We start from the raw sequence: 12,730 nt of genomic DNA on the forward strand, positions 1-12,730 counted from the left end.
CGCGCCCGGCTCATTCGGCCGCGAGCGCGCCCTCGCTGGCGCCCGGCATGTCCTCGTCCTGCTCCTGCGCCTGACGCGCCCACATTTCGGCATAGACGCCGCCCAGCCGCAGCAGCTCGGCATGCGTGCCGCGCTCGGCGACATGGCCGCCGTCGAGCACGACGATCTGGTCGGCGTGGATCACCGTCGACAGGCGGTGTGCGATGACGATCGTCGTGCGGCCGCGCTCGATCGCTTCCAGCGTGTCGAGGATCTCCGCCTCGGTGCGGCTGTCGAGCGCGCTCGTCGCCTCGTCGAGGATCAGGATCGGCGGGTTCTTGAGCAAGGTGCGCGCGATCGCGACGCGCTGCTTCTCGCCGCCCGACAATTTGAGCCCGCGCTCGCCGACACGCGCGTCATAGCCTTCGGGCTGGCGCTCGATGAAGCCGGCGATCGCCGCGCCCGCCGCCGCCGCCTCGACCTCGGCGCGGCCCGCGCCCTCGCGGCCGTAGGCGATGTTGTAGCCGATCGTGTCGTTGAACAGCACGGTGTCCTGCGGCACGATGCCGATCGCGGCGCGCAGGCTCGCCTGCTGGACATCGCGGATATCCTGGCCGTCGATCGTGATCCGGCCCTCGGCGACGTCGTAGAAACGGTACATCAGCCGCGCCAGCGTCGACTTGCCCGCGCCCGACGGCCCGACCACCGCCAGCGTGCTGCCTGCCGGCACGTCGAGGTCGAGCCCTTTCAGGATCTCGCGACCGGGGTCGTAGCCGAAGCGCACGCCCTCGAAGCGGACATGGCCCTTGGCGATGGCCAGCGGTTTCGCACCGGGGGCGTCGACCACCTCGGCGGGCGTGTCGATCAGCGCGAACATGCTCGCCATGTCGATCACCCCCTGTCGGATCGTGCGATACACCATACCGAGCAGGTCGAGCGGCCGGAACAGCTGCGACAGCAAGGTCGAGACGAATACGACGTCGCCCGCCGAGAAGCTGCCGCGGCTCCAGCCCCAGGCGACATAGGCCATGCCGGCGCCGAGCATCAGATTGGTGATCAGCGCCTGCCCGACGTTGAGCCAGGCGAGGCTGTTCTCAGACTTTGTCGCCGCCGCGGCATAGGCCGAGATCGCCGAATCGTAGCGCCGTGCCTCGCGCTCCTCGGCGCCGAAATATTTGACCGTCTCGAAGTTGAGCAGCGAATCGACCGCATGCGCGACCGCGCCGGTATCGAGGTCGTTCATTTGCGCACGCAGCGCGTTGCGCCAATCGGTCACCTTCTGCGTGAACAGGATGTAGATGACCACCATCGCCACCGTCGCGGCCACCAGCGGCCAGCCGAAGCTGTGCCAGAAGATGCCGAGCACCATCGCCAGTTCGAGCACCGTCGGCGCGATGTTGAACAGCAGGAAATAGAGCATCGTGTCGATGCTCTTGGTGCCGCGCTCGACCACCTTGGTGACCGCGCCGGTGCGCCGTTCGAGGTGGAAGCGCAGCGACAGGCCGTGCAGGTGGCGGAAGACGTTCGCCGCCAGCCGCCGCGTCGCATCCTGCCCGACGCGCTCGAACACCGCATTGCGGAGGTTGTCGAACAGCGTCGTCGCGAAACGCGAGGCGGCATAGCCGACCACCAGCAGGATCACGATCGTCGCGACGCCGCGGTCGCCGATCGCCATCCGGTCGACCGCATATTTGAGCGTATAGGCGGCACCGAACACCTGGACGATCTTACTCATCACGACGAGCGTCATCGCCCCGACGATCCGCGCCTTCAGCCCCGCCTGACCCGCGGGCCAAAGATAGGGCAGGAAGCGGCGCAGCGTCGGCAACAGGGGCTGGTCGGCGCGGGTGTGGCTGGTCGGATCGACGGGAGGCATTGCGCCTGATGTAAGTGCTCGGCCCTCCACGCGAAAGCGACCGGGCGGAACATAATGCGCCCGCCACGGATTTTACCCCGTGGAAGCGAGGCGATCATGGAACCGTTGTTCTACGTCATGGCGATCATGGGCTGCGCGGACGGCAACGTCCAGTGCACCGAGGCGCGGATCGTGCCGACGCATTATAGCTCAATGGCGCAATGCCGTGCGGCGCTGCCCGACCAGCTCGCACGCAACACCGACGTGCCCTATCCGATGATCGGCGCGGCGTGCCGGACACAAGGCGCGCAGGTGGCGAAGGCCGAAAGCAGGACGAAGCGGTCGTAATCAATTCCTCCCTCGCTTCAGCGGGGGAGGGGGACCGCGCCCGCAGGGCGTGGTGGAGGGGGCGTCTCCGCATATGGCAAGTTCGCCGTATCCTCCCCCTCCGTCAGGCCTTCGGCCTGCCACCTCCCCCTGGCGGGGGAGGAATCAGTGTCGTGGTCTACGCCACAATCCCGGATCGCGCGGCATGTTGACCAGCGTCGTCCGCCCCCGCGCTTCCACCGCCGCACGTGCGATGAAGCGCAGTTTCTCCCCCTTGGACGTCGTCACCCGCGCATCCCACGCGCGCTCGCCACGCACCGCGACCTTGCGACCGATCGCGCCGTAGATCTGCGCCGCCGCCAGCACCGCCCAGGCCGAACGGAACGACAGCGCCCGCGTCCCCATCCGCGCGCTCGCCTCGAACTGCGCGGCGCGGTCGGTCAGCCGCCGCGCGAGGATCGCCAGCGCCGGCCGATGCTGCGTCGCCATCACCGCATTCGGCGCGATCCCCATCTCGTCGAGCCAGTCGGTCGGCAGATAGCAGCGCCCCGCCTGCGCATCCTCGTCGAGATCGCGCGCGATATTGGCGAGCTGGAAGGCGAGGCCGAGGTCGCAGGCGCGGTCGAGCACCGGCTCGTCGTCGGGTGCCACCCCCATGATGACCGCCATCATGCAGCCGACGACACCGGCGACATGATAGCAATAGGTCAGCAGGTCGTCCTCGGTCTTCGGCCGCCACCCCGCACCGTCGAGCCGGAATCCCTCGATCAGGTCGTGCGCGAACCGCGCCGGCAGCCGCGTCTCGGCGGCGACGATGCGCAGCGCGTCGAACGCCGGCACGCCGATCACCTGCCCGGCCAGCGCCGCGTCGGTCAGCGCCGCCATCGCCGCGACGCGCTCGGGTGCGTCCTCGACCACCGACATGGTGTGGCCGTGATCCTGCCCGTCGGCGATATCGTCGCAGGCGCGGCACCAGGCGTAGAGCAGCCAAGCGCGCTCGCGCGTCGCGCGGTCGAACAACAGGCTCGCCGCTGCGAAGCTCTTCGAACCGCGCGCGATCGATTCGTGCGCGGTGGCGACGATCGCGTCGCGCGTCGGGCCGGCGCTAGAGGTCAGACGTCTTCATCCGCACGATCGGCTGCGTCGGCACGTGCGCGGCCATCTTGGTGAGCAGGCCGTCGAGCGTGTCGTCGACGATCAGCAGGTCGCGATGCTGCGGCCGCAGGAAGCCGACGTCCGCCGATTTCTCCCAGAAAGCGATCAGGTGATCGTAATAGCCCGCGACGTTGAGCAGCCCGACCGGATCGGCGTGATAACCGAGCTGCGCCCAGCTCAGCGCCTCCCACAATTCGTCCATCGTGCCGGTGCCGCCGGGGATGGTGACGAAGCCTTCGGCGAGATCGGTGAACGCCGCCTTGCGCGCATGCATGCCGGCGACGACGTGCAGCTCGGTGAGGCCGCGATGCGCGACCTCGGCATCGACCAGCGCCTGCGGGATCACGCCGATCACCTCGCCGCCCGCCGCCAGCGCGCCATCGGCGACCGCGCCCATCAGCCCGAGCCGGCCGCCGCCATAGACGACGCCGATGCCGCGCTCGGCGAGCGTCCGGCCGATCGCGCGCGCGGAGTCGATGTAGACGGGGTCGGCCGGCGTGGCCGAGCCGCAATAGATAGCGAGGCGTTTCATACGCCTGCCGCTACGCCAGCGCGCGGGCGGGAACAAGCCGTCGTCATTCCGCCGCCGCCGCCCGCACCATTTCGGGCAACGCCCAGATCAGATCGCCCTGGCCGAGCACCCGGCCGTCCTCCGCATGGACCGCCACCGGCGCGATCGGCCGCCGGTCGCGCGTGTCGACGAGCACCGGAAAGGCGGGCTCGCCGAGCTCCCACCGCTCGCCCCATTGCCGCAGCGCGACCATCGTCGGCAGCAGCGCATGGCCCTTTTCGGTGAGCGTATAGCGGATCTTGCGGCGGTCCTTGGGCAGCGGCTCGCGCTGCAGGATGCCGTGATCGACCAGCCGCGCGAGCCGGTTCGACAGGATGTTGCGCGCGATGCCGAGCTCCGCCTGGAACGCCTCGAAATGGTGCAGGCCGTTGAACGCGGCGCGCAGGATCAGGAACGACCAGCGTTCCCCCATCGCCTCCAGCGCCGCGGGCAGGCTGCATCCGCGCAGCGTCTCGCGCAATTTGGGCGGCTGAGCCGGTGTCGCCATCATGATCCTCTCCCAGACCGGCTATCTAGCCGATATCGGCGCGGATCGCGACGCCGGTGTGTGCGTCGTCCGCGCATGCCGTCACCCCGTCATGCGTCGTCCGCGCATGCCGTCACCCCGTCGAATTCGGCCACCAGGTCGCAACAATATGTTGCAAAGCGGTACGACCCTACCCCATGTGGTGCGCGTGCTACGGCAATATGAACTGGTCGACCGCGTGCTCGACTATGACCCGGAGGCGGACGAGGCGCTGCTCAATCGCGCCTATGTCTTTTCGATGCAGGCGCATGGCTCGCAGAAGCGGGCGAGCGGCGATCCCTATTTCAGCCATCCGATCGAGGTGGCGGGCATCCTCACCGACCTGAGGCTCGACGACGAGACGATCGCCACCGCGATCCTCCACGACACGATCGAGGATACCGTCGCGACGCCCGAGGAGATCACCCGGCTGTTCGGCGGCAACGTCGCGCGGCTGGTCGACGGCGTCACCAAGCTGAGCAAGATCGAGGCGCAGACCGAGAACGAGCGCGCCGCGGAGAATCTGCGCAAGTTCCTGCTCGCCATGTCGGACGACATTCGCGTGCTGCTGGTCAAGCTCGCCGACCGGCTGCACAACATGCGCACGCTCCATCACATCGCCAAGCCCGAGAAGCGGCGGCGGATCGCGAAGGAGACGATGGACATCTACGCGCCGCTCGCCGAGCGGATCGGGATGTACGAGTTCATGAAGGAGATGCAGACGCTCGCCTTCGAACAGCTCGAGCCGGAAGCCTATGAGTCGATCAGCAAGCGGCTCGAGCAGCTCAAGACCGGCGGCGGCGACCGGATCGCCAAGATCGCCTCGGGCCTGAAACTGCTGCTCGGCCGCGCCGGCGTCGAGGCCGAGGTGACCGGGCGTGAGAAACACCCCTATTCGATCTGGCGCAAGATGAGCGAGCGCCACATCAGCTTCGAGCAATTGTCCGACGTGATGGCGTTCCGCGCGATCGTGCCGACGGTCGAGGATTGCTACCGCACGCTTGGCATCATCCATCGCCGCTGGCCGATGGTGCCGGGGCGGTTCAAGGATTATATCTCGACGCCCAAGCGCAACGGCTATCGCTCGCTGCACACCAGCGTGATCCATGCCGACAATGCGCGTATCGAGATCCAGATCCGCACCGCCGACATGCATGCCGAGGCCGAATTCGGCCTCGCCGCGCATTGGGCGTATAAGGAAAAGAAGGTCCGCGCCGACAGCCAGCATAGCTGGATCGCCGACCTCGTCGAGATCCTCGACACCGCGGGCAGCCCCGAGGAACTGCTCGAACATACCCGCATGGCGATGTATCAGGATCGCATTTTCGCCTTCACCCCGAAGGGCGAGCTGATCCAGTTGCCCAAGGGCGCGACGCCGATCGATTTCGCTTATGCGGTCCATACCGACCTCGGCGATCAGGCGGTCGGCGCCAAGATCAACGGCCGCGTCGTGCCGCTGTCGACGGTGATCGAGAATGGCGACCAGGTGCAGGTGCTGCGCTCCAGGGGGCAGGTGCCGCAGCCGGGCTGGCTCAATTTCGCGATCACCGGCAAGGCGCTCGCCGGCATCCGCCGCCATCTGCGCAACCGCGAGCGCGACGAGCTGATCGCATTGGGGCGCAAGCTGTACGACGATATCGTCCGTCGCCTGCCCGCGCAGCTCGGCGGCGACGCGCTCGACCATGCGCTTTCGCGGCTCAACCTCGGCGACGAGGCGGCGCTGATGACCGCGATCGCGCGGCGGACGATCTCCGACCATGCGGTGATGGAGGCGCTGATGCCGGGCTCGGCGGGCGCCGACGTCGGATTGCTGGCGCCGCAATCGACCGCCATCTCGATCAAGGGCCTGACCCCGGGGGTCGCCTTCGACCTTGCCGAATGCTGCCATCCGGTGCCGGGCGACCGGATCGTCGGGCTGCGCCGCCCCGATGCGGGGATCGAAGTGCATGCGATCGACTGTCCGGTGCTCGCCGAACTCGCCGAGCGCGGGACGGACGAGACCGACTGGGTCGACGTCGACTGGGGCGACAAGAGCGACGGCGCGGTGGCGCGGATCGCGGTGCAGGTGAAGAACGAGCCCGGCGCGCTCGGCATCGTCTCGACGATCATCGGCGCGCACCGGGCGAACATCATCGCGCTGCGGCTCGATACGCGCGATTCGATGTTCCACACCAATGTCATCGACGTCGAGGTCCACGACATCCATCAGTTGATGCGGCTGATCGCGGCGCTCCGTGCGGCGGATGCGGTCAATTCGGTCGAGCGGGTGTAGGGTGGCACGTGGTCGGCGTGCCACCCGGATGAGGCTAATGCGAACGGACATCCTCGGTCATATCGAACGTTACCTTGAAAGCCGCACTATCGAAGTCGTTGATGCTGATTTTGCATTGGGGAAGGCGATTTTTATCGCTTCCTCCTGGAGATTGAGCCGAGCCCGAAAGTTGCTCGGTATCCGTCTTGAAAGCATACCAAAAATAGCAAGCGCCGGTTGAACCGTCTGGCCTTGTGAAAGTAGCATCAAACGATAATTCTGTATATCGTTCTCCGATATCCAGATCACCCATCCGATGGAAGCTAGGCTTCGTATTACCTGATGCTACAGTTCCTCCAATCCGATCGGTAATTGTCCCGTTGCTGTTCGCAGTGCCATAACGGCCGGTCCAGTGGACGTTAGAGAAAGTTACATCGAAAGGAGTATGATTATAAAACGTTCTTGAGATTGTCGTATCGGAGAGTTGCCAGATGCCGTTCACATAGCGACCCTTGCTGCTGGCCATCGTTGGCGTGCATGTCGCGGCCAGCGCAACGGAAGCCCATAATGTCATCTTTCTTGACAGCTTCATATAATTTCTCCTCGTTGACGAACTTACCTCCCCATTTCCGCAAGTCTTCTCTTGTATTGTGGCCAGATATTGCGAAATAGCATCGCTACGTCGTACTTTTCGTTTTCGATATGGATGACATAACCGATATTGTTCGTTACGGTCGCGCCCTGAAAGCCTCCGGAATCTATCAGAGATTTTGTCATCTGCATGTTGGAAAAATAGGCATCGGTGAATTTTGCGCCGCGGAAGTTGGTACCAGTAACCAACTCTCCAGTATCGATCGACGATGCTTTTCCATACAGTCCTTCGCTAGTGGGGCCATAACTGAGGAAATTTGCACCGGAAAAATCGTATCCGGAGAAATCCATGCCGCTCATATTGCAATCTACGAACGACGATTTCCTGAGGCTTTTATCTTTCGTCGATAGATCCGCATTCCGGATGTCCATACGGTCGAACCAGAGCTTAGTGTCACTATCGTGGAATGTTGCGCCATCCACGTTGCAAACGCCAAAGCGAGCACCTCCGCCGTTAATATGACTGAAGTCGGCGTTTGATGCGTCTACACCGCCGATGTCCAAGCCGGCTTTTATCCCTTCGAAGTTCGCGCGCTTAAGACTATCTTTCGTAAATGTGATCAATCCAACCCTGGCACTGCTGCTGGCTTGGGCAAAGGACGCGTCGTCCGCGGTGAACTGATCGATGAACATCTCATGGGTGAAGTTCGTCCCGGAAAAGTCCGCCTTCGTCAGATTGACGCCCTTGATAATGTAGCATTTCTCGAAGGTTTGAACGTCAGTCGGCGGGAGCTGGAAGTTCGCACCGAACGTCGCGCCGGTGAACTTCGCTTCGGTGAAATTGCCGTTATCGAGATCGGTCTCGTCGAAGCTCGCCTTGGTGAAGCTGGCGCCGGTGGCGGTAACGCCGTGGAGATTGGTGTGGCTGAACGTGGCGCCGTCGAATTTCGCGCCGGTCAGCGTCGCGCCACTGAGATCGATGCCCGACAGGTTCTTGCCGGTGAAATCTGCCCCGGTGAGATCGGCGCCGCGCAGATCGAGCTTGCTCAGATCGGCCGTGCGCAAATCCTGCCCGTGCAGATCGAGCTTCGGCGGGGGCGGCGCCGCCTTCGCGGGAGCCGGACTGGTTTTGTCCTTACCCTGTTCGGTCAGCACCACGGTTGCGGCGTCGCCTGAGAGGCGCTTGATCCCCGGCGTACCGGGTTTGGCATCGGCCACCGGGGTCCTGGTCGTATCGGTGGGGGAAGTGCTGTTCGGCTTCGAAGCCACGCCGGATTGCACCGGCGGCGTCGTTGCACTGTTGCTGATGATCATCGTCTGATCCCCTCGCGCATCGCATCACGTATCATTATAGACGACGGATAAGATGCCGACCGCGACCGGAGGAGGACTCCATTGCAAACGACCCGAAGACTGGGATTCTTTTTCTATTGACGGCACGGACAATAGTGTCGGCCTCCACCGGATTCTGTGATGAAATCAGGTTTTCGTGAATGTAACAAATGGAAGCGGGCTATCATCTGCGCGATCGCAAGCAAACCGGTCCAGCCGATGGCGTCCGGCGGCGCGGCGGTCGCACGGGTGTAACCGCGGGCGCGTTCGGGTAGAGGTCGCTTAACACCTTGGCGCGGGCGCGCCGCTGCCCCACATGGGCGGCTACCGAATACGAAGGAGCATGACTTGGCCACGCTAGGAATGGCGCCCGCGGAAAAGCAGGCGATCGAGGATTTCCGCCGCGACGTCGTCGAACCGTCGATGACCTCCCTCGTCATCATCGATTTCTGGGCGGAATGGTGCGGGCCGTGCAAGGCGCTGGGGCCGACGCTGGAGAAGGTCGCCGCCGCCTATGCCGACAAGGGCGTGGTGCTCGCCAAGATCGATACCGACAAGAACCAGTTCATCGCCGCGCAATTCCAGATCAAGTCGATCCCGACTGTCTATGCGATGTTCCAGGGCCAGCTCGTCGCCGATCTGACCAGCGCGCGCACCGAATCGGCATTGCGCGTCATCCTCGACCAGTTGCTCAAGCAATTGCCGATCGCCGCACCGGGCGACGAGGCCGCCGCCGAGATCGAACCGCTGATCGCGATGGGCGAGGAGGTGCTGGCGAGCGGCGATGCCGAGCGTGCCGTGTCGATCTTCGATCAGCTGGTCGAGATGGCGCCGGACAATCCCGCCGTGCTGTCGGGCCGCATCCGCGCGCTGGTCGCGGCGGGGCTGACCGACGAGGCGCAGGCGGCGATCGACGCGCTGCCCGCCGACGTCAGGGATGCCGGCATCGACCGCGCCAAGGCGGCGCTCGCGCTGGCGCAGAGCGCGCCGCCGGTCGAGGATTTCGCCGGCCTCGCCGCTGAGGTCGCGGCCAACCCCGACGATCACGAACGCCGCTTCGCGCTCGCCAATGCCCAGATGGCGGCGGGCGACCGCGATGCCGCCGCGGACAATCTGCTCCATATCGTCGCCGCCGACCGCGGCTGGAACGAAGGTGCAGCCCGCCAGCAATTGCTCAAGCTGTTCGAGGTCGTCGGGCTGGAGGACCCCTGGGTCTCGGCGCAGCGCCGCCGCCTGTCCGCGATCCTGTTCGGATGACCTCGCCGACCGTCCTCGGGCGCCTGTCGATCTTCCCGCTGCCGGGGGCGTTGCTGTTCCCCGGGATGCATTTGCCGCTGCACATCTTCGAACCGCGCTATCGCGCGATGATCGGCGATGCGATGGTGCGCGACCAGCGGATCGGCATGATCCAGCCGATACACGGCACCGGCGGCCACGACGCGCTGTACGACATCGGCTGCGTCGGCAAGATCGCCGAGGTCGAGGCGCTCGACGACGGCCGCTACAATCTGGTGCTGGAGGGCGTCGCGCTGTTCCGCGTGCTGCGCGAACTCGATGTGACGACGCCGTTCCGTCAGGTCGAGGCGGAGCTGCTGCCCGCGGTCGAGGACGACACGCTCTCGCTGGGACGGCGGTCATCGCTCGAACTGGAATCGCGCCGCTTCGCCGACGCGCAGGGCTATAGCGTCGATTGGGAGGCGGTTGGCCGGCTCGACGACGAGAGCCTGGTCAACGGCATCGCGCAGATCGCGCCATTCGATACCGCCGCCAAACAGGCGCTGCTCGAAGCGCCCGACATCGAGACGCGCGCCGAGCTGATCATCCAGCTGATGCAATTCTTCGGCCGCCACGACGGCGAGGATCGGGTGACGCTGCAGTGACCGCGTCGATCGATCCCTGGCTGCTCGAACGTTTGGTCTGCCCGGTGACCCGCCAGCCGCTGCGCTACGACGCGGCCGCGCAGGAACTGGTGTCGGAGGCGGCGGGGCTCGCCTATCCGATCCGCGACGGCGTGCCGGTGATGCTGGAAGAGGAAGCGCGGCGGATCTGATCCGGGGACGGTCCAAATCCCTCCCCGTTCGTCCCGAGCCTGTCGCAGGGCCTGCGCGAACCGGCACCCCGTGCTTCGACAGGCTCGGCACGAACGCTATGCCGGGCTCACTCCATCTCCAGGATCACCTGATCGACCGCGAGGCTGTCGCCGGTCGCGGCGGACACGCTCTTCACCCGGCCCGATTTCTCGGCGCGCAGGATGTTCTCCATCTTCATCGCCTCGACCACCGCCAGCGGTTGCCCCGCCTCGACCGCGTCGCCGGCGCCAACGTCGAGCCGGACGAGCAGCCCCGGCATCGGCGCGATCAGGAAGCGCGACAGGTCGGGCGGCACCTTCTCGATCAAATGCTTGGCATAAGGCGCGGCATGCGCGGGCAGCACCCGCGCGACGTGGCTGGCGCCGCGCGTCGTCAGGCGGAAGCCGCTGCGCACCGGCGCGATGCGGACGGTGAGATGCACGTCCTCGCCGATCTCCGCCTCGACCATCCGGTCGCCCGGCGTATATTCGAGCGCGATGTCGAGCGGTTCGCCGTCGACGCCGATGCCGTCGGTCGACACCGTGACGTCATAATCCGTGCCGTCGATCCGCACCGTCCAGGCCGCGGGCGGCGGCAGGCGGCGGCCGAGCTGGCCGTCGATCCGCCGCGCGCGATCCGCCTGCGCGGTCGCGGCGAAGGCGGCGACCGCGGCGAGCGTGCAGGTAAGGTCGCCGTCGGCGGGGGCGCCGTGGAAGCCGTCGGGATATTCCTCGGCGATGAAGCCGGTGGTGATCGCGCCCGAGCGGAAGCGCGGATGCTGCATCAGCGCCGAGAGGAAATCGATGTTGGTCCCCGGCCCCTCGATCTCGAACGCGTCGAGCGCGGCGATCTGCGCATCGATCGCCGCCTCGCGCGTCGGCGCCCAGGTGATCAGCTTGGCGATCATCGGATCGTAGAACATGCTGACCTCGCCGCCCTCGACGACGCCATCGTCGACGCGGATGCGTGCGTCCTGCTCCTCGCCGGGCTGGGGCGGATTGTAGCGTACCAGCCGCCCGATGCTCGGCAGGAAGCCGCGATACGGGTCCTCGGCATAGACGCGATTCTCGATCGACCAGCCGGTGATGCCGACCTCATCCTGCGTGATCGTCAGCGGCTCGCCGGCGGCGACGCGGATCATCTGCTCGACCAGATCGAGCCCGGTGATCTCCTCGGTCACCGGATGCTCGACCTGCAGCCGCGTGTTCATCTCGAGGAAGTAGAAGCCCTGGCCGGTGGTGTCCGCGCCCGAGACGATCAGCTCGACCGTGCCGGCGCTGTAATAGCCGACCGCGCGGGCGAGCGCGACCGCCTGTTCGCCCATCGCCTTGCGCATCGCCGGCGTGACGAAGGGCGAGGGCGCCTCCTCGACCACCTTCTGGTGGCGGCGCTGGATCGAGCATTCGCGCTCGTTGAGGTAGAGGATAGTGCCGTGCTGGTCGCCGAGCACCTGGATCTCGATATGGCGCGGCGATTCGATGAACTTCTCGATGAAGACGCGATCGTCGCCGAAGCTCGCCAGCCCTTCGCGCTTGGTCGCCTCGAAGCCTTCGCGCACGTCCTGCTCGCTATACGCCAGCCGCATGCCCTTGCCGCCGCCGCCGGCCGAGGCCTTCATCATCACCGGATAGCCGATGTCGGAGGCGATGCGCACCGCCTCGTCGGTATCGGCGATCTCGCCGAGGAAGCCGGGGACGACGTTGACCCCCGCCGCCTTGGCGAGCTTCTTCGATTCGATCTTGTCGCCCATCGCCGCGATCGCATTGGGCGGCGGCCCGACAAAGGCGATCCCCGCCTCGGCACAGGCACGCGCGAAGCTCTCTCGTTCGGAGAGGAAGCCGTAGCCGGGATGGATGCAATCGGCGCCGGTCTCGCGCGCGGCGAGCAGGATCAGCTCGGCCTTGAGATAGCTTTCGGCGGCGGGTGCCGGCCCCAGCCGCACCGCCTCGTCCGCCATCAGCACATGGGGGCTGCGCGCATCGGCATCCGAATAGACCGCGACGGTGGCGATCCCCATCCGCTTGGCGGTGCGCATGACGCGGCAGGCGATCTCGCCGCGATTGGCGACCAGGATTTTCTTGAACATCCTCAACTC

Annotated in this window: 12 protein-coding genes; 5 read left to right on the forward strand and 7 right to left on the reverse strand. The window is 65.9% G+C overall.

Features of this window, described 5'->3' with window-relative positions; all coding sequences use genetic code 11:
• Positions 1-10: 10 nt before the first annotated feature.
• The gene (locus AC07U4_RS09600; RefSeq protein ID WP_495195284.1) at positions 11-1,855 is read right to left on the reverse strand and encodes an ABCB family ABC transporter ATP-binding protein/permease; all 1,845 of its coding nucleotides are present in this window, start codon (positions 1,853-1,855) and stop codon (positions 11-13) included.
• A gap of 96 nt (positions 1,856-1,951) precedes the next feature.
• Here AC07U4_RS09600 and AC07U4_RS09605 point away from each other — a divergent pair, with 96 nt between their 5' ends.
• Positions 1,952-2,182 (forward strand): hypothetical protein, encoded by a 231-nt coding sequence (locus AC07U4_RS09605; RefSeq protein ID WP_495195285.1) that lies wholly within the window; start codon positions 1,952-1,954, stop codon positions 2,180-2,182.
• 144 nt (positions 2,183-2,326) lie between these two features.
• Here AC07U4_RS09605 and AC07U4_RS09610 read toward each other — a convergent pair whose 3' ends face one another.
• The 3 genes from AC07U4_RS09610 to AC07U4_RS09620 are packed head-to-tail and all read right to left on the reverse strand — an operon-like array spanning position 2,327 to position 4,377.
• The gene (locus AC07U4_RS09610) at positions 2,327-3,277 is read right to left on the reverse strand and encodes a phytoene/squalene synthase family protein (protein ID WP_495195846.1); all 951 of its coding nucleotides are present in this window, start codon (positions 3,275-3,277) and stop codon (positions 2,327-2,329) included.
• Positions 3,267-3,848, reverse strand: a complete 582-nt coding sequence (locus AC07U4_RS09615) for an LOG family protein (RefSeq protein WP_495195286.1) — start codon at positions 3,846-3,848, stop codon at positions 3,267-3,269. The genes AC07U4_RS09610 and AC07U4_RS09615 overlap by 11 nt, the downstream gene beginning before the upstream one ends.
• A gap of 43 nt (positions 3,849-3,891) precedes the next feature.
• Positions 3,892-4,377: a winged helix-turn-helix transcriptional regulator gene (locus AC07U4_RS09620; RefSeq protein ID WP_495195287.1), complete on the reverse strand. Its 486-nt coding sequence runs from the start codon at positions 4,375-4,377 to the stop codon at positions 3,892-3,894.
• A gap of 184 nt (positions 4,378-4,561) precedes the next feature.
• Between AC07U4_RS09620 and AC07U4_RS09625 the strand changes: the two genes are divergently transcribed.
• On the forward strand, positions 4,562-6,664 hold the full coding sequence (locus tag AC07U4_RS09625) for a RelA/SpoT family protein (RefSeq protein ID WP_495195288.1): 2,103 nt from the start codon (positions 4,562-4,564) through the stop codon (positions 6,662-6,664).
• A 34-nt stretch (positions 6,665-6,698) separates the two neighbouring features.
• Here the strand turns inward: AC07U4_RS09625 and AC07U4_RS09630 are convergent, their stop codons facing one another.
• Both AC07U4_RS09630 and AC07U4_RS09635 read right to left on the reverse strand, forming a co-directional pair.
• Positions 6,699-7,235 carry a hypothetical protein gene (locus AC07U4_RS09630; RefSeq protein WP_495195289.1) on the reverse strand — a complete coding sequence of 179 codons (537 nt, stop codon included), beginning with the start codon at positions 7,233-7,235 and terminating at the stop codon, positions 6,699-6,701.
• A 23-nt stretch (positions 7,236-7,258) separates the two neighbouring features.
• On the reverse strand, positions 7,259-8,548 hold the full coding sequence (locus tag AC07U4_RS09635) for a pentapeptide repeat-containing protein (RefSeq protein ID WP_495195290.1): 1,290 nt from the start codon (positions 8,546-8,548) through the stop codon (positions 7,259-7,261).
• Between the two features lie 381 nt (positions 8,549-8,929).
• Between AC07U4_RS09635 and AC07U4_RS09640 the strand changes: the two genes are divergently transcribed.
• Genes AC07U4_RS09640 through AC07U4_RS09650 form a run of 3 tightly spaced genes read left to right on the forward strand, consistent with a single transcriptional unit; the run spans position 8,930 to position 10,616 of the window.
• Complete coding sequence (locus AC07U4_RS09640; RefSeq protein ID WP_038664466.1) at positions 8,930-9,823, forward strand: tetratricopeptide repeat protein; 894 nt, start codon at positions 8,930-8,932, stop codon at positions 9,821-9,823.
• Positions 9,820-10,446, forward strand: coding sequence for an LON peptidase substrate-binding domain-containing protein (locus AC07U4_RS09645; RefSeq protein ID WP_495195291.1), 627 nt, complete (start codon positions 9,820-9,822; stop codon positions 10,444-10,446). Before AC07U4_RS09640 ends, AC07U4_RS09645 begins: the two co-directional genes overlap by 4 nt.
• Positions 10,443-10,616, forward strand: coding sequence for a Trm112 family protein (locus AC07U4_RS09650; protein WP_081974448.1), 174 nt, complete (start codon positions 10,443-10,445; stop codon positions 10,614-10,616). The genes AC07U4_RS09645 and AC07U4_RS09650 overlap by 4 nt, the downstream gene beginning before the upstream one ends.
• A 107-nt stretch (positions 10,617-10,723) precedes the next feature.
• Here the strand turns inward: AC07U4_RS09650 and AC07U4_RS09655 are convergent, their stop codons facing one another.
• Entirely contained in the window at positions 10,724-12,721 is a 1,998-nt protein-coding gene (locus AC07U4_RS09655; RefSeq protein WP_495195292.1) for an ATP-binding protein, read from the reverse strand.
• Positions 12,722-12,730: the final 9 nt, after the last annotated feature.

This window comes from Sphingomonas sp. GW821-FHT02B09 (assembly GCF_059421875.1).